At 50.8% G+C, this 17,762-nt stretch carries 13 protein-coding genes and 1 tRNA gene; 11 read left to right on the top strand and 3 right to left on the bottom strand.

Going from position 1 to position 17,762, the window contains the following annotated elements:
• Positions 1–235: 235 nt before the first annotated feature.
• The 8 genes from F0L74_RS25655 to F0L74_RS25620 all read left to right on the top strand — a co-directional run bounded on the left by F0L74_RS25655 (position 236) and on the right by F0L74_RS25620 (position 12,599).
• Positions 236–826 carry an RNA polymerase sigma factor gene (locus F0L74_RS25655; RefSeq protein WP_149840761.1) on the top strand — a complete coding sequence of 197 codons (591 nt, stop codon included), beginning with the start codon at positions 236–238 and terminating at the stop codon, positions 824–826.
• 75 nt (positions 827–901) lie between these two features.
• Complete coding sequence (locus F0L74_RS25650; RefSeq protein WP_149840760.1) at positions 902–2,041, top strand: FecR family protein; 1,140 nt, start codon at positions 902–904, stop codon at positions 2,039–2,041.
• Between the two features lie 127 nt (positions 2,042–2,168).
• On the top strand, positions 2,169–5,588 hold the full coding sequence (locus F0L74_RS25645) for a TonB-dependent receptor (protein WP_213087081.1): 3,420 nt from the start codon (positions 2,169–2,171) through the stop codon (positions 5,586–5,588).
• A gap of 24 nt (positions 5,589–5,612) precedes the next feature.
• Positions 5,613–7,052 (top strand): RagB/SusD family nutrient uptake outer membrane protein, encoded by a 1,440-nt coding sequence (locus tag F0L74_RS25640; RefSeq protein WP_149840759.1) that lies wholly within the window; start codon positions 5,613–5,615, stop codon positions 7,050–7,052.
• Positions 7,053–7,061: 9 nt separating this feature from the next.
• Entirely contained in the window at positions 7,062–8,549 is a 1,488-nt protein-coding gene (locus tag F0L74_RS25635) for a twin-arginine translocation signal domain-containing protein (RefSeq protein WP_149840758.1), read from the top strand.
• 33 nt (positions 8,550–8,582) lie between these two features.
• Positions 8,583–10,829, top strand: a complete 2,247-nt coding sequence (locus F0L74_RS25630; protein ID WP_213087080.1) for a GH92 family glycosyl hydrolase — start codon at positions 8,583–8,585, stop codon at positions 10,827–10,829.
• Positions 10,830–10,898: 69 nt separating this feature from the next.
• Positions 10,899–12,026, top strand: a complete 1,128-nt coding sequence (locus F0L74_RS25625) for an Sb-PDE family phosphodiesterase (protein WP_149840757.1) — start codon at positions 10,899–10,901, stop codon at positions 12,024–12,026.
• A gap of 138 nt (positions 12,027–12,164) precedes the next feature.
• Positions 12,165–12,599 carry a hypothetical protein gene (locus F0L74_RS25620; RefSeq protein ID WP_188316157.1) on the top strand — a complete coding sequence of 145 codons (435 nt, stop codon included), beginning with the start codon at positions 12,165–12,167 and terminating at the stop codon, positions 12,597–12,599.
• Positions 12,600–12,630: 31 nt separating this feature from the next.
• Here the strand turns inward: F0L74_RS25620 and F0L74_RS25615 are convergent, their stop codons facing one another.
• Positions 12,631–13,395, bottom strand: a complete 765-nt coding sequence (locus tag F0L74_RS25615; protein WP_149840756.1) for a metallophosphoesterase family protein — start codon at positions 13,393–13,395, stop codon at positions 12,631–12,633.
• Between the two features lie 149 nt (positions 13,396–13,544).
• Positions 13,545–14,468 (bottom strand): alpha/beta fold hydrolase, encoded by a 924-nt coding sequence (locus F0L74_RS25610; protein WP_149840755.1) that lies wholly within the window; start codon positions 14,466–14,468, stop codon positions 13,545–13,547.
• A 251-nt stretch (positions 14,469–14,719) separates the two neighbouring features.
• Here F0L74_RS25610 and F0L74_RS25605 point away from each other — a divergent pair.
• The 3 genes from F0L74_RS25605 to F0L74_RS25595 all read left to right on the top strand — a co-directional run bounded on the left by F0L74_RS25605 (position 14,720) and on the right by F0L74_RS25595 (position 16,713).
• A tRNA-Trp gene (locus F0L74_RS25605) sits at positions 14,720–14,790 on the top strand.
• A 168-nt stretch (positions 14,791–14,958) separates the two neighbouring features.
• On the top strand, positions 14,959–15,165 hold the full coding sequence (locus F0L74_RS25600; protein WP_149840754.1) for a hypothetical protein: 207 nt from the start codon (positions 14,959–14,961) through the stop codon (positions 15,163–15,165).
• Positions 15,166–15,225: 60 nt separating this feature from the next.
• The gene (locus F0L74_RS25595; RefSeq protein WP_149840753.1) at positions 15,226–16,713 is read left to right on the top strand and encodes an FAD-binding oxidoreductase; all 1,488 of its coding nucleotides are present in this window, start codon (positions 15,226–15,228) and stop codon (positions 16,711–16,713) included.
• Positions 16,714–16,822: 109 nt separating this feature from the next.
• On the opposite strand, the gene F0L74_RS25590 is transcribed toward F0L74_RS25595, so the two are convergent.
• Positions 16,823–17,725, bottom strand: a complete 903-nt coding sequence (locus tag F0L74_RS25590) for an oxidoreductase (RefSeq protein WP_149840752.1) — start codon at positions 17,723–17,725, stop codon at positions 16,823–16,825.
• Between the last annotated feature and the right edge of the window lie 37 nt (positions 17,726–17,762).

Below are 17,762 nucleotides of genomic sequence, written 5' to 3'. Positions count from 1 at the left end.
ATTTTAGGGTAATTACCCTAAAATATGAAAAGTGAGAAGGGCCGCCTGTTTACAGTAAGACGGGTAGGCGGGCAAGATAGTATCGTATCTCTTGACCAGGCCAATAAGAGCGTCTGTTCCCTTCCTCAAAAAAAAATTTCCCTCCCAATCCCCCCGTTCTACCCCTCCCGATCGTATTAATTATAACTAAGTCGCTGATTCTTTTTTTATATTGGTAAGGTAAATCGCCCACGTTGTGTTGAATAACTGTCATGAAAGAGAGTTTATCCTGCGTCTCCGTTCAGGGGATGTACATGCCTTTGATAGTTTATATCATGCCTATCATGGAATGGTGTATGCCAACATCTTTAAGCTGACCAAGGACGAAAGCGCCACAAAGGACATTCTGCAGGAGGTGTTTATCTGCCTGTGGGAAAAACGGCGGATGATCAGTCCGGACAAGGACGTCAGCGGCTGGCTGTTTGTGGTCAGCTATAACCGGGCGCTTACCTGGCTGCGAAGATCGCTGCGTACGGCGGATGTGTATGCAAAGGCCAGCGAGGAGCCGGTGGTGGCGGATAACGGCCATCATGAAGCGCAGATGGAGCTGTTAAGGGCCGCCATGGGGCAGCTATCCCCGCAAAAAAGGAAGGTATTTGAACTGTGCAAACTGCATGGTAAAAGCTATGATGAGACGGCGCGGGAGCTGCAGTTGTCCAAACATACGGTAAAGGAGTACCTGTCTGCCTCCCTGGCGTGTATACGGGAGTATGTGCGTAAACACCCGGAGTATCACCTGTTGTATATACAGCTGGTGCTGACCTGGAGCGCCTGCTGCCTGTTTTAAAAAATATTTTTTCCCTGCACTCCCCCCGAATGCTATTACCCGGGAGTATTTATTTCAGAACATATCATTACCCAGATGGAGGATCCGCAAAAAATATTACAGCAATTACTGAACAAGCGCGAATGGACGCCGGAAGACCGGCAGTGGCTGCGGGCGTACCTGGAAGCGGGGGGCGGGGAGGAGCTGGAAGCGCTGATGCGGGAACAGTTCCAGGTAGCGGGTAAACCGGTAGACCCGGCCCTGACTGCGGATATGCTTGATAATATCCATACGCGGATCGTTTATAAAAGGAGAAGTCCCTACTGGCTGGCGGCCGCCGCCATGGTAACCGGCCTGGTGGCGCTCTCTGTATATCTTTTTAAACCGGCGCCACAGCCGGCCGGCATGGCAGCTACGGAAACCGGTACCACGGCGCCGGTTACACCTGGTACGGAGAAAGCCGTTCTGACCCTGGCAGATGGCAGCAGCATTACGCTGGACGATGCCGCTAACGGCACCCTTGCCAGTCAGGGAGGTACAAAAGTGATAAAGCTGAATGGCAAATTATCCTATGCCACTGCCGGCGATGGTAAGCCCTTAGGGTATAACACTATCTCCACGCCGCGGGGCGGGCAATACCAGATAGAACTGCCGGATGGCAGCCAGGTATGGCTGAATGCAGCCTCCTCCCTGCGTTTCCCGACTGCTTTCAGCGGCAAAGAACGCCGTGTGGAGGTTAGCGGGGAGGCCTATTTCGAGATCGCGCAACAGCCTGCCAAGCCCTTTTTTGTAAAGGTAAAAGAGGCAGAGGTACAGGTGCTGGGCACCCATTTTAATGTGATGGCCTATAACGAAGAAGGAGTAGTGAAGACCACGTTGCTGGAAGGGGCGGTGCGTTTTGTGAGCGGCGGCAGTCAGCATGTACTGGCGCCGGGGCAGCAATCGCAGCTGGAGCAGAACGGGCAGGTAAAGATCAGCAGCGGGGTAGACCTGTCTGATGTGATCGCGTGGAAAAACGGGGTCTTTCATTTCGAAAGCGAAGACATTAACACGGTGATGCGGCAATTATCCCGCTGGTATGATATCGAGATCGTATACGAAGATAATGACGTGAATGACCGGTTTAACGCGGACATTCCCAGGAACACAACATTAACAGACGTTTTACGGGTATTAGAGCTAACAGGAAAAGTAAAGTTCAGGACAGAAGGGCGTAAGGTGATTGTCATGCACTAATTACGGGCAAAGATTCCATAACGACATAAATTCCATATTTCAATCATAGGGAAAAGCGAGACTATTTCCCGGGGGGACACTTATTCCACTATCAGCAAACAAGATCGTTCAGCCAAACACACACTCTATGCAACCAATTGCCAGCTGCAGACCTTTGCTATGCCTGCAAAGGCCCGTTATCAAAACACTGATGCTCTTTAAGTTCACTGCATTACTGTTATTTTCTATTTGCGTGCAAGCCGGCGGCAGGGCCGTTGCGCAAAAGATCACCCTGTCAGAAAAGAATGCCACCCTGGATAAGATCTTCCGGGAGGTGAAAACACAAACGGGGTACTCGTTCGTATATACGGACCTGATGCTCCGTAAGGCGAAAAAAGTAAATGTGGAAGTGAGCGATGCTAGTTTAGAACAAACACTGGACCTGTGTTTCAGGGATCAGCCGCTGACCTATACCATCGTAAACAGGATGGTGGTGGTAAAGGAAAAAGAGCTGCATGTACAAACGCAGCAGGTAGCCGTTACGCCTGCGGCTGTATCTATCACTGGTAAAGTTACGGGTACGGATGGCTTGCCGCTGGCCCGCGCCAGTATTGGCGAAAAAGGCACTACCAATGCCACGCTGACCAAAGAGGATGGTACGTTCACCATGAATGTATCCGGCCCCAATGCAGTGCTGGTGATCACTTATGTGGGTTTTCAGTCCAAGGAGCTGAGCGTCGGCAACCAGCAGTACCTGGCCGTGGTACTGGAACAGAGCCATTCTAACCTGAATGATGTGGTGGTGGTGGGCTATGGCTCCCAAAAAAGGAAGGACCTGACGGGCTCCGTATCCTCCGTAAGCAGCAAGGACATACAGGACCTTTCTGTTACCCGGGTGGACCAGGCCTTACTGGGCAAGGTAGCCGGCGTACAGGCCAAACCGGTATCCGGTGAGCCTGGCGCCGCCATGCAGATCCGCGTAAGAGGTATAGGCAGTATCTCTGCCGGCGTAACACCCCTGTATGTGGTGGATGGATTGCCTACCTCCAGCATAGAAACGCTGAACCCAAACGATATTGAGTCCATGGACATCCTGAAGGATGCCTCCGCCACCGCCATCTATGGCTCCCGTGGTTCCAACGGCGTAGTGATCATCAACACCAAAAGGGGCAAGGCAGGTAAGACGGTGGTAACTTTTGACACCTATGTAGGCTGGCAGAAAGTATCCCGCCGGCCGCATTTTATGAACTCTAAACAGCAGGCGCAATACCTGTATGACGGTTACCGCAACCGTAACCTGGATGCCGGTAACGATGTAAGCGGCGCGCCGGAAACCTGGAAAGTACCCGTGCCGCAAACAGCGCTGGATGTGCTGAGCGGGAAGAACACCACTGAGACGGATGCATTGGACGCGGTGCTGCGTACCGCGCCGGAACAGCATTACCAGCTGTCTGCATCCGGTGGTACGGAAAAAGTACGCTATGCCCTGAGCGGCGAATACCTGAACCAGGACGGTATTATCATCAACAGTAATTTTAAAAGATATTCCGTACGCGCCAATATTGATGCGCAGCTAACCAAACGTCTCTCTGTAAAGCTGAACATGAACCCATCCTATACGGATGCGCATGTGGTAAGCGCCAGCGGCACCGGTACCGGTCCCGCGGAAAGTGTAATAGGTATGGCCGCAGCTGCCAATCCTTTTTATCCTTTATATGACCAGAACGGCAATTACTTCGTATACACCGGACGGGACGCCTCTGCGGACCTGCTGAACCCTGTAGCCCTGGCCCAGGAGATCCTGAACCGGCAGAAGGGTATGCGTTTCCTGGGGAATGCCAGCGCGCAGTATGATATCATGGACGGGCTGAATTTTAATGTAATGGTGGGCGGCAGCTACCAGGGCAACCGGGGCCTGCGTTTTAAGCCTAACCTTCCCGCGTTCCTGAACAACCCTGCGCTGGGTACAGATAGTACGGCTATGATCAGCAACTGGCTGTCAGAATACACGTTGAACTATAACAAAAGCTTTGGCCGTCATCATATCACCGCTTTGCTGGGTTATACAGCACAGAAAGAGATTGGCGAGACCAATACCCTTACCAGCGATAAATATCCTAACAACCTGGTGCCTACTTTAAGCGCCGTGAGCGGTTTGCTCACCAACGGTAATTCCAATACGTATCAATGGTCCATTGTATCTACTTTAGGCAGGATCAACTACAACTACAACAGCAAATACTATATCACGGCCTCTCTGCGCCGGGATGGATCTTCCCGCTTTGGATCTGATAATAAATACGCATTATTCCCATCTGCCGCTGTGGCATGGCGTATCTCTGACGAAAATTTCCTTAAGGATGTACGTTGGCTGAGCGAGCTGAAACTGCGCGCCAGCTATGGGGAAACGGGCAGTAATAATATTGGCAACTATGATCAGTTTGCAACTATCACCTATGAAAAATATGCTTTAGGCGGCGGCGCCATCGGCGGTTATGCCCCTGGCCGTTTAGCCAATCCCAACCTTACCTGGGAGAAACAACGTTCCACCAACACGGGTATTGATATGAGCTTTTTTAACAGGCGGCTGATGCTGTCTGTGGACCATTTTCAATCCCGGAATACAGATCTGCTGCTGAATGTGAATGTACCGGACATCACCGGTTTTAGCACGGCATTAAAGAATATAGGTGAAGTAAAGAACACCGGTTGGGAATTTGTGCTGAACACGGTGAATGTGGACCGGAAATTTAGCTGGAACACCAGCTTTAATCTGTCTACCTATAAAAACGAGGTGGTGAAGCTGGGGCCTAATGGCGATCCTATTATCTCTGACGGTAATATTACCATGATAGGACAGCCTATCGGTATGTTCTACGGCTGGATCACGGACGGTGTTTTTATGAACCAGGCAGAACTGGATAAGGGGCCTATCTTCAGCCCCGGCGCCAGCGACCGCTCCAGGGTAGGAGATACCCGTTTTAAAGACATCAGCGGACCGGATGGTAAACCAGACGGCATTATTGACAGCCGCGATAAAACCATTATGGGCTCACCGTATCCGGATTTCTATTATGGCATGACCAATAATTTCTCTTATGCCGGCTTTACGCTGAGCGTAGGCCTGCAAGGCTCACAGGGCAATAAGATCCTGAGCATGGCCAGGCTGGGTACCGTGCTGACCAAAGCCAGCATACGGCAGCTGACCACCTCCCTGGACTACTGGAAATCCGAACAGGAGCCTGGCGACGGTAATACGCCGCGGCCCAATAACCTGGTGACCGGTAATACGCGCGGTTTGTATAACCAGCGTTTCCTGGATGAAGGGTCTTACCTGCGCATCAACAACATTACGCTGGGGTATTTACTGCCATCTAATCTGAGTACCCGTATGGGCATTAATGCGCTCCGGTTCTATGTGAATGTGACCAACCCGTTCATCTTTACCAAGAACACGGCATTCAACCCGGATGTGAGCAACAGCGAGAACCCGCTGAATCCCGGGGTAGACCTGAACAATTACCCGCTGCCTAAAAGCCTGATCGTAGGGGCGAACGTAACCTTCTGATGCACCTTTAAAAACGAAAAAGGAATGAAAAAGATCATTAGTTTTATCATATGCGCACCGCTTGTGCTGGCGTCCTGCAGCAAAAGCTTTATAGAAAAACAGCCCGTCTCCTCTGTTGCCGTAGATGTGTTGTATAAAACAGATAAGGATTTCCAGGATGCGGTAGTAGGATGTTACCGCACTTTGCAGAGCCAATACCAGAACTTCTGGCAGTTTGGCGACCTGCGGGGCGATGATGTGGAAGAGCAGTGGACAGCCGCGCTGGACCTGATGCGTATTGACAATTTTACCGCGGATAACAGCGAAACGGTGATCGCCAGCTCCTGGCAGAATTATTATAACCTGATCAACCGCGCCAATACCATCCTGGATAAGATCAAGGACGCGGATGTAGCGGTGGTGAAGAACAAGGACCGTCATATTGCGGAAGCGGAGTTCCTGCGGGCCATCGCTTATTTTGACCTGGTAAGGATCTTTGGGGATGTGCCCATGCTTACCGCCCCCATCAGCAGTGATGATGCGCTGAAGAAAGGCCGGGATAAGGTAGATGCCATCTACAACGAGGTGATCATCAAAGACCTGCTGGACGCGGCCGGCCGTTTGCCCGCCAAGTACACCGGATCTGATGTAGGCCGGGCCACCAGTGGCGCCGCCAAGGCCATGCTGGGCAGGGTATATTTAACGCGGAAAGATTTTCCCAAGGCGGAAGCTGTGCTGCAGGAAGTGACGACAATGGGTTATGCATTACTGCCCAATTATAACGACCTGTTTGATTATACAAAAGACGAGCACCATAGCGAGTATATCTTTGACATTGAATATGAAGAAGGGATTGGTTTGGGCAGTATCTTCACCAGCAATTTCTGTCCGTTTGTAGCGCCCGTGATGACGTTTTACGGCGTAACCGGCAGCACCGGCAACCATGGCTCGCCCACTGCCAAGCTGTTTGCCGCTTTTCCGGATGGCGACAAACGTAAGGACATTACCGTAGCCCGGGGCGTTACAGATGCTAATGGCGTGTTTACCCCGCTGCCGGCCGGTTTTGGGATGCAGGCGTTCACCAAGAAATTTATGACGCCCATGAAGACCTCCAACGACAGCCGGGCTAACTGGAAAGTGATCCGTTATGCCGATGTGCTGTTGATGTATGCGGAAGCGCTGAATGAGAACGGCAAAACGCCGCAGGCCATTACCTACCTGAACCAGGTACATACCCGCGCCGGGCTTACCGCTTACGGCGATATGCCGCAGGCCACCACCCGGGAAGATATTTACCTGGAAAGAAGGCTGGAGCTCTCTTACGAAGGGGTACGCTGGTTTGACCTGGTACGTACCGGCAGGGCTTTAGACTCCATGAAACCGGTGGGTATGAAGACTTATATGACCGTTTTTCCGTTACCGTTAGGGCAGATACAGATCATGAACGATCCCAGCATCTTCCCGCAAAATGAGGGTTATAATTAATTGAAACATATGAAAGGAATATCACGCAGGGATTTTATGCAGCAAAGCGCCACATTGGCGGGGGGAGCGTTGCTCCCCCTTCCAAAGGGCCTGTTCTCCCCCAGGAAGGAGGAGCCGATGATAGGGATACAGATAGGCGCTATCTCCTTTATTGATGAGGGCATTAACCAGGTGCTGGATAATGTGCAGCAAAAAGGAGAGGTGAATACGCTGTTCCTGGCCGCTTTTAGCTATGACACCGGTATAGGGGGCGGACAGATAAAAGGCTTCCGTTTCCCTGACCATGGCAAACGGGAGTACCGCGAGTTCCATGGCGGCAATTTTGCCACGCCGCACCCGGAGTTCTATAAGGATACCATCCTGAAAAACACCAAAGCGCCGGACCACGGCGACTGGGACATGCTGGCGAAGGTAGTACCGGAAGCCAGGAAGCGGGGCATTAAGGTGTATGTATTTAACCAGGACAGCTTTACCTGGCATAAGGATACGCCCAATATTGCCAAACTGCAGGAAACGGGGATCTATAACCAGCATGTGGAAAGCTGCTGCGATATGAACCCGGAGTACCAGCATTTTGTAAGCGCCATGACCCGCGATATCTGTTCCTCTTATGATATTGACGGGATGATGTGGAGCTCTGAGCGGCAGGGGCCTTTTAATAATGCCATACAGCCAGTGCGGGGTGAGATGCCCACGGCGCGCATTACCTGTTTTTGTCCATACCACCGGCAGGCCGCCAAAGACCGCGGCATAGACGCGGACCGGGCGCAGGAAGGCCTGCGTAAGCTGGTGGAGTTCAGCAAACAGGCTACGGCGGGCAACCGCCCTACGGATGGTTATTTCTCCGCTTTCTGGCGCATTATGACGGATTACCCGGAGATCCTGGCCTGGGAGAAGCTTTGGACGGATGGGAACCGCAGCACATACGAAAATGTATATAAATCCGCCAAGGCGGCAAAATCCAGCATACAGGCCGGGTTCCATATCTGGCACCCGAATTCGCTGAGCCCTTTTACCCGTGGAGAAACGCCTTTTGAAAGGTTGGCCTATGCGGATTTTATTAAACCGGTGGTGTATGATATTGTAGGCGGGCCGCGGTATGCAGGCTATATTGAGGCTGCTACGGCTACTGTATTCCGGGACATACCAAAGGAAGAATACCTGCAGTTCAACAATCATTTGATGAACTATGGTCCCATGACCATGGAGGGTTTACCGAAGGAGGGCATGCCGCTGGAGTACCTGCACCTGGAAACAAAGCGCGCGCTGGACGCGGTGCAGGGCAAGTGTAAGATCTATACCGGTATAGACATAGATATACCTACCAAACCGGAGAATAAACAAACCTCGCCGGAGGCGGTATATAACTCCACCACCACCGCGCTGAAGACCGGCGCGCAGGGGGTGATCTTTTCCCGGAAATATTCAGAAATGAACCTGACCAATATAGCCGGCGGCGGAAAAGCGGTAAGGGATTTCCGCTCATCAAAATCATGACCAGAGGCGCAACATTGCCTGTAAATTAGTAAGATGAACAGAAGGATCTATATATGCATGGTGCTGATGCTGTCTTTTGCACCGTGCTTGGCACAAAGGAATATAGGTTATGTGGACCCGACGATAGGCAATGTTGCGCCTTTGTTGAATCCCAACCGGCCAGTCGTCCATCTCCCGAACCAAATGGTACGGGTGTTCCCCAACCGGAAAGATCACCTGGATGACCAGATCACGGACTTTCCGTTGCTGGCGCAGAATGTGATCACCCCGCAGATGGTGTTTTCCGTGGCGCCGGTTGACACTGCGTTTAAAGGCCGTTTAACATTTGATTACGACCACGAAATTACCCATCCCTGGTATTACAGCACCCAACTTACCGCGCCACAGGTGCAGGTAGCGTATACCGCCGGGGCTAAAACGGGTATCTACCGGTTCCGGTTTCCTAAAGGACAGGTTAAGCACCTGTTGCTCTCGCATTATTATCCCAAAGGAGAGTACACTTTTGTTGGGCCTAACGCCATTGCAGGTACGGAGTATGTAAATGACGCCAATCATAAGCAAAAAGGTATTGCGTACATGTACGGCGTTTTTTCCGGCCGGCCACAAACCGGTATCATCACCACGGATAAACACTGGACCGGCTATACGGTGCTGGGTATACCACCTAAGATCACGGAAGAAAACGGCAAAAAGGCCTGGATCACGTACCCGGAAAGCGATACCGCTGGTACGGTGGAATTCCGGTATGCCATTTCTTTCATCAGCCGCCTGCAGGCCAAAAAGAACCTGGAAGCGGAGCTGCAGGGCGTAACTTTTGAAACGCTGGAAAACAAAGGGAAGGCCGCCTGGGCCAAAGCCCTAGGGCAGATCGATGTAGAAGGCGGTACGGAAGCGCAGCGGCGTAGTTTTTATACGTCGTTGTACCGCTGTTATGTACGGATGGTAGATATTACTGAGCAGGGGCAATACTTCAGCGGGTATGATAAGCAGGTGCATACAGATACCCGCCATTTTTATACAGATGATTATGCCTGGGGCAATTACCTGGCCATGCATCCGCTGCGGTGTATACTGGATCCTCAATTAGAGGGCGATATGCTGGAATCTTTTGTGCACATGTACGAGCAGAGCGGCCTGATGCCGGAATACCCCAAGCTGTACGGCGACCGGCCCGGTATGTTTGGCTTTCATTCCGCTGTTATTTTCCTGGATGCTTACCGCAAAGGCGTGCGCAATTTTGACGTACATAAAGCGCTGGAAGGTATGCGGAAGAGCGAAGATGAATACACGCTGCTCCCAGGCCGTAAGGACCGGAAAGGCGCGTTGGACCGCTTTTATGACGCAAACGGTTATTACCCGGCCTTACATCCCGGCGAAGCCGAAACGGACTCCCTGACCGCCCTGCGGCCGGGGCAAAAACGTTCGTCTGTAGCCATTACCTTAGCTAATGCCTATGATAGCTGGGCGCTGAGCAATTTAGCCGCGGAACTGGGGGATACTGCCACCAGCCACCGTTACGCCGCCCGGGCCTATAACTATAAAAACCTGTGGCAACCCGCCGCGGGCATGTTTATGCCAAAAGACGCCAAAGGAGAATGGATAGCTATAGATCCCCGGATAGATGGTGGCCATGCCGGCCTGGATTATTATAACGAGAACAATGGCTGGACCTACCTGTGGAATGTGCAGCAGGACCTGCCGGGGTTGCGTACGCTAATTGGCGGTAAGGACCAGATGGAGCAGCGGCTGGACCAGCTTTTTCATGAAGGGCTGGACCGCAGTAAAGTGGACTTCTGGCATAACTTCCCGGATGAAACGGGTATGATAGGCCAGTTCTCTATGGGTAACCAGCCAACTTTCTTTATTCCTTACCTGTTCAACTATACGAACGCGCCGTGGAAAACCCAGAAATGGACCCGCTTTATACTGGACACCTGGTTCAAGGATGATATTTTTGGCGTACCGGGAGATGAGGATGCCGGGTCTATGTCGGCCGTAGTGGTGTTTTCTGCCATGGGCTTTTACCCGGTGACGCCGGGCTTGCCGGAGTATACTATCACCAGCCCGGTGTTTGATAAAGTAAGCATCCATTTGCCTAATGGCAAACAGTTCACACTGATAGCGCATAATAATAGTAAGCTGCATAAGTATATACAACGCGCTACGCTGAATGGGAAGGTACTTGCCCGGCCCCGGTTCTCGCATGAGGAGCTGATGAATGGCGGGACTTTAGTGCTGGAGATGGGAGAATGGCCAGGGAAGATATGGGGCGCGGAGTAAAGTTCATATTTAGTTAACACAGGCATTTTTTGTATTACCCTATCTTTCGCCCCCAAAAATTGTTAGGATATGCGAATCTTGCCTGGTATTATTTTATGCCTTACTTCACTGACTGCCTTTGCGCAAACAGAGGAACCACATAGTCATCGTTTAGCCCGCAGCCTTAGATTTCCGGATGTACCGGGGTATAAGGTGATGAAATGCGACCTGCACCAGCACTCCGTTTTCTCTGACGGTAGCGTATGGCCGGATATACGGGTGGCAGAATCCCTGATGGATGGCCTGGATGCTATATCCCTGACAGAGCACCTGGAATACCAGCCGCATAAAGCGGATATCCCGCACCCTGACCGTAACCGCTCCTATGAGCTGGCGCTGAAAGAAGCCAAGGATCATAACCTGCTGATCATACGCGGCTCTGAGATCACCCGCTCTATGCCCCCGGGCCATTGTAATGCTGTATTTATTGAAGACGCCAATAAACTGCTGATCACGGATTCTATTGCTGTTTTCCGTGAGGCAAAAAGGCAAGGCGCGTTTACTTTCTGGAACCACCCCTTCTGGGTACGCCAGCGCCCGGATGGCATGGCCACCCTTACGCCCATGCATCAGCAGCTGATCAAAGAAAAACTGCTGGACGGTATTGAGGTATGTAACGAAGGCAACTATTCCGACGAAGCGCTGCAGATAGCCCTGGATAATAACCTGACCATTATGGGCACCAGCGATGTACATAAGCTGATCGACTGGACCTATGGGGTGCCACAAGGCGGTCACCGGCCTATTACCCTGGTGTTTGCCAAAGAAGGTACTATCCCCGCTATTAAAGAAGGTTTGATGAACAGGCGGACGGTGGTATTTTTCAAGAACCTGCTGATTGGCCGGGATGAATACCTGGTACCGCTGATCAAAGAATGCCTGAAAGTGAGCAGCGCCAAATACCTGGAGCAAAGCACCGTGTTAGAGCTGGAGATAGAGAATGTGACCAGCGCGGAGTTTACGCTGCAGAACAGGTCTGATTATACTTTCCACGGACATTCAGATATTATTACGCTGAAACCGGGAGAGAAGACGGTGATAGAGGTGAAGACAAAGGATAAGTTGAAAGCGATTGAGATCCCGTTTGAGGTGCTGAATGCGGTGCATGCACCGAATAGTCATCCAACGGTGAGTCTGGCGGGGAAGATAGCAGGATAAAGTTTTGGAGAATGGCCGTAAGGCCATTTTCTTTTTAAGGGTACGGTTTACAGAGATCGGGCAGGAGGGTGATGGAGGTAGCTGCATTTAATGAAGTAAAGAAAATCACTATATCTTTGCTGGCAAAACATAAAAGCAATGGCTTTTTCAATACCTATAGATAAGATCATTACGTATCCGCCGGAGGCGTTAAAATCTTTCAAGTTGATCATGTACGAATGGGTTGACAATCTTGATTTTGCGCTGGACCCGGCTGCGTATTTGCCGCAGGCCGCGGAATATGTGGCGGTGGCACATGAGTTGTTTTACGAAGCTGGTTGGGATAGGGATGGAGAGATCCGGTTGATGTGGATACCGCCCTTTGCTTTGGAGGGCGTGGAAATGGAAGTCAAGATTGAGAGCGTGGGGATAATTGTCTGGCATGTGAAGCAAAAATCAGATGGGTTATCCTGGATATTATCGCCTGTGTCATTGCCGTGTGGAAGGGAAGTTGCCAAGCGAAATTTCTGGATACCGAGCCCGCGTCGTGAAGGTGGCCGTGGTGATCGCCGTGGTGGTGATCATCGCCGTTGATATTCAATGCAGGCTTAACCCATAAAAATAATCAGCCGTTAACCAATTTGGTATCCGCCTTTAACAACCCAGTGTAAAAATCCGGTATATCACTTTCCAGGATACCTTGTATTACTTTTTCCACCGGGTACGTGAGTTTGATCAATTCCGGCTGGATGCCATCTTCTTCAATATTCAATACCAGGTAAGTTGCCAGCGGCTGGCCTTCTTTTGATCTGCCTACGGATCCACAGTTCAGGGCCATGGGAGGAAGGTGGCCGTTTACGAAAGGAAGTCTTCTTAGATAGGAACGATGGGTATGACCCATAATAAGGACATCGGACTGTTGTTGTTGCATCATGTACAACAGGTCTTCGGGATCGTGATTTTCGTAGATATATTCACTGTTACTGCGGGTGCTGCCGTGTACCAGCAGGATGTTAAGGTTTTTGCCCTTCACCTTGTGCGTAATCCGGAGCTGCGCCGGGAGATTGGCCAGGAAGCGCTTATGATTGCTACTAACGGAACCTTTAGTATGATCGATGGCGGTTATCCTGGCCAGTGTCTCTTCGGCAGTGTGTTGCTTCAGCGGAACCACTGCGTGGTCAAAAGCGACCCGTTCATCATGGTTTCCCATAAGGCATGGTATGTGTAATTCCTTTATCAGTGCAATGACCTCATTTGACCAGGGTGCAAAATCCACTAAATCTCCCAGGCAGTATATCTGATCAATTCCCCTTTTTGCTATATCTTCTATCACTGTTTGCAGCGCCGGTAAATTTCCGTGTACATCACTGAATATGGCTATCCGCCCCATGAACTTATATACTTTTGAATTATTGACAATCTGTTGAGTAAAGCTGGCCTGTTGGTTGACTAAGGATCGCCTGCTGATTGCACCACAAACCTACGGCGGTATCAGGAGGGGGAATGGTACTTTTTACTGGTTCTGTTGTAAAAATTACTTTATTTAAGCCAGTTAGCCAGGCTGTTTAAGAAAGCCTGCTGCTGGTCTACAAATAAGTAATGCGAGCTGTTATCCAGATATCTGAAATGCTGGCCGCCAATAATGGTTTTCAGGCTGTTGATCATAGAGAGGGAGAAGATAGCATCCTGTTTGCCATAGAGCGCATATACAGGCATGTGCTGTTGCCGGAGCCTGATCAGCAATGGCCTTACATCGATATTGGTGCGTTGTTCGTTCTTGTAGAAAAGCAGTGGCGCCTGATCGTTCCTGATATCATTTTTAGATAAAGGATTGGCGTCGTACGCCTGGTATAATTGCTTAGCGTCTTCCGTAATATGGGGCGCTTTAAAGAAACCATTTTCTGAGGCCAGGGAGTAAACTTCGCCGCGATAGGCAGCGGAGTTTTTATCAAGCGCAGCTACATACTGTACTTTTTTGAGTTTGGCGGTATCATGTTGCTGGTTGTAGATGGTAGTAACGGAATCGAGTATATGATCATAGGTGGCTTGCTGGGCAAAGAGACCACTATTCAGGATCAGGGCGCTCACTTTTTCCGGGTATTGGGCGGTGTACAAGGTGGCTACCAGGCCGCCGAAGCTGAAGCCTATAAGGTTGGCGCGTTGCAGGTGATAGTGCTGGTAAATGCCGTTCAGGTCATTGAAGGCTTCCTGGTAGGTGAGGGTGGCGTGCTCGTAAGAGGAACGGCCTTCGCCCCGCCGGTCGTAAACGATAACATAGAAGCCTTTGTTAGCCAGCTTTTGGGCGGTAGTGGCTTCAAAGAGGACTGCGTTGCCACGCGGGCCGCCGTGGATGAAGATGATGGGCGGGTTGTTTTTGCTGCCGAATGTTTTGATATAAAGCTGTTGTGCATGGGCGGATAAAAGCTGCAGGAGGAAGGCTGCGAGCAAAACGAGTCGGTTCATTTTTTGTCAGGTGTTTTCGGGCTTGTTTGTTGGGTGATGTTTATGATAAGGATGCAAAATTATGGAATCGTTGAAAATAATTTTGTATCGTAATAAAATTATCGTTTAACTTTGCACGTATGAAAACAATGATGTCATATAGTAGTTCATTCAGTTGGTATCCGGAGGGTGCCAATCGGACTATTATGTGATGTTAGCATATACATCATTTTATGCCCGATTGGTAATACCAGTCGGGTTTTTTGTTTTATACGGGTTTAAGATAATGGTAGTCGGACAGTCTCCAAAACTGTTAGCGGAGGTTCGAGTCCTTCAATCCGTGCGATTCCCGGGAGATGAGGAGGGTAGGCAAATATTGGTTTGTTGCGGCATCCTGCTAAGATGTTCCGTGTAACAGCGGTGATGGTTCGATTCCATTGCCCTCCGCTAATGAGCAGCAGGATCATTGATCTTTACTGCTCATTTTTTTATATTTAGAGAAATTATAACCATGGCCCATTTATTCAAATCCTCACAGCAACAGATGCACCCCGTTCTTAACCTTGATAATGTTACGTATATCCATCTTGATGAACCGGGCAATATGATCAACTTCCATTTTGTGGGTGGAAGTAAGTTATCATGGACATATGAAAACCTGGGCACTTTCAGCTCCGATAAGCAACGCCTGGAGATACTGGCCAACAAATGGCAATAACCCGCCATCTGTGCAGTTAAGATAACCTGCGTCCGTAAGTTGCCGTAACTTCAGATAAAAATGAGTTTCCCCATCATCGGCCCCAACAGTAGGGCATATGAAGACTGGAATAGCCGTGGCGTTAACCTCCGGTTTAAGGGGCATCCTTCGGCTATCATTCCCATCACCTCTATGGACGCGCTCAGTAATGCATTGCAGTACGCTGTTAATACCCGGCAACGCCTCGCGGTACGGAGCGGTGGGCATTGCCTGGAGAATTTTGTGGATGATCCTTCGGTAAAGATCCTTATTGATATTTCCGGGATGAAGGGTATACGTTATAATGCGGCCATGAATGCCATTGAAGTACAGGCGGGCAATACCCTGGGGGAACTCTATGAAACGCTTTTTACAACATGGGGCACGGTATTGCCGGCGGGCGAATATCCCGGAGTAGGTGTTGGCGGTCATATACCGGGCGGCGCTTTTGGTTTCCTGTGCAGGCAATATGGGCTGGGCGTTGACCATCTGTATGCAGTAGAGATGTTATGGGTAAATAAGGACCGCCAGGTGCAAATGATCGTAGCTACCCGTACCAATACGGATAAAAACCGGGAGCTCTGGTGGGCGCATACGGGTGGCGGCGCGGGAAATTTTGGCCTGGTTACCCGTTACTGGTTCCGTACGCCGGGGGTACATAGCAGTGATCCCAGGAAGCTGTTGCCAGCTGCGCCGGTTATGGTGGAAACGCTGGAGCTGGAGTGGTACTGGAATGATATAGATGAAAACATCTTTCAACGGCTGGTAGGCAATTTTTGTAACTGGAGCCGTGACAATGCCCGGCCGGGCGCCAAGAGTTGCGCATTATATGCCACCTTGTTCCTGGCTAACAGGACTGCCGGGAAGATACAGCTGAAAGCCCTTTTGACGGATCTGAGCGATGAGCTGCGGACGGATTTTGTACAGGCGCTGCAAACAGATATTGATATCACCTGTCATGTTAAACGGACGCGTTTAGGCTGGCTGGCGTTTGCCCTGCATCCTTTTCCTGATATCTTCAGTGATCAGAAAGCGGCTTTTAAAGCAAAGGACGCTTTCCTGTGTGCGCCGCTAACCTCACAACAGATAGGGGTGATCTACCAACATCTTACTACAACGGAGGATATGCCTGGGGGGCTTGTAGGCCTTACGACCTATGGGGGCCAGGTGAATACGGTAGCTGCGGATGCTACTGCGGCTGTTCAGCGCGGGGCTATCCTTACTACTGCATGTATGGCCGGTTGGGGCGATGCTTCGCAGGAGGGGCGTTGCCTGGATTGGGTAAGGACCTGTTACCGGGATCTATTTGCGGATACCGGTGGCGTGCCGGTACCTGGCGGCTGTATCATTGCGCATCCGGATAATGATATGGATGATCCGCAATGGAACACATCCGGCCTGCCCTGGCACAGCTTTTATTATAAGGATAATTATGCCCGGCTGCAGCGGGTAAAGGCGGCGTGGGACCCCTGCGATATTTTCCGGCACAGGCTGGGAGTGGAGGCAGGGGTGAGCATGCCAAAGTCATGATGCATGGGAAAATAAGTATGCTGGCTTTTAATGCCAGCATACCGGAATTGTTCTACTGTCTACATATACTGTTGACCTGTTTGATGCAGGAACAGCGTTTAACCGGGATTTATGCCGGATATTTCACACCTGTTACCTCTTCTGCATATTCCCACAGCTGTTTAGCCAGGGCTTCGTCCAGCGCGTGGGGTAAGAGCTCCATTTTGGCGGGATACCCTCTGTAGCCATTATCCTGGTCGGGGCTATAGAGATCAGCGCCTGCTGCATCCGGCATTACGGCTGCATAGAGGGAGGGCAGTGCGCCCTGCCAGGCTTCCATCAATTCACCTATACGTTGTACAGCGGCGTCATATTGCTCCTGGGTCATATGGCGGGAGAGCTCCGTTTTGTTAGCTCCCGGCTGTGCGGCGATAGAACGTATATTGCCGCCGGTAGCTGTTATCCTGCGTTCCAGTTCAAGTGTAAATAAGATGTTGGCCAGTTTGCTTTGGCAGTATTCGCGCATGGCATCGTAAGAGTGCTCTGAATGCAGGTTGCTGAAGTCGATGACGCCTCTTACATAGGCCATGCTGCTAACGGTCACTACGCGGGAACCGGGCGTGGCTTTAAGCAGGGGGTAAAGGTGGCCGGTGAGGGCAAAATGACCGATGAAATTAACGCCAAACTGCAGCTCAAATCCGTCTTCTGTTTTGGAGGCCGGGGGGATCATCACGCCGGCGTTATTGATCAGGATGTGCAGCTGCTGGTGTTTTTGGAGGAAATCCTGGGCGAACCGTTTTACGGCTGCCAGGCTGGCGAGGTCCAGCTGGGCTATTTCCAGGGTACCGGCGCCTTTATGGGCTTTTATTTTATCCAGGGCCAGTTGCGCGTTCCCGAGGCTTCTGCAGGCCAGTACCACATGAGCGCCGGCTTCGTATAAAGCAAGGGCTGTTTCATAGCCAATGCCTGCGTTTGCGCCTGTTACGATAACGGTTTTACCGTTTTGGGCGGGTATATCTTTTTTTGTCCACATAACTTAATCCGTTTTAGTAGCGCAAAGGTCCATCATA

It is taken from the genome of Chitinophaga agrisoli, assembly GCF_008386695.1.
Classification (GTDB): Bacteria; Bacteroidota; Bacteroidia; order Chitinophagales; family Chitinophagaceae; genus Chitinophaga; species Chitinophaga agrisoli.
This window is presented reverse-complemented; position numbering and strand designations above follow the sequence as displayed.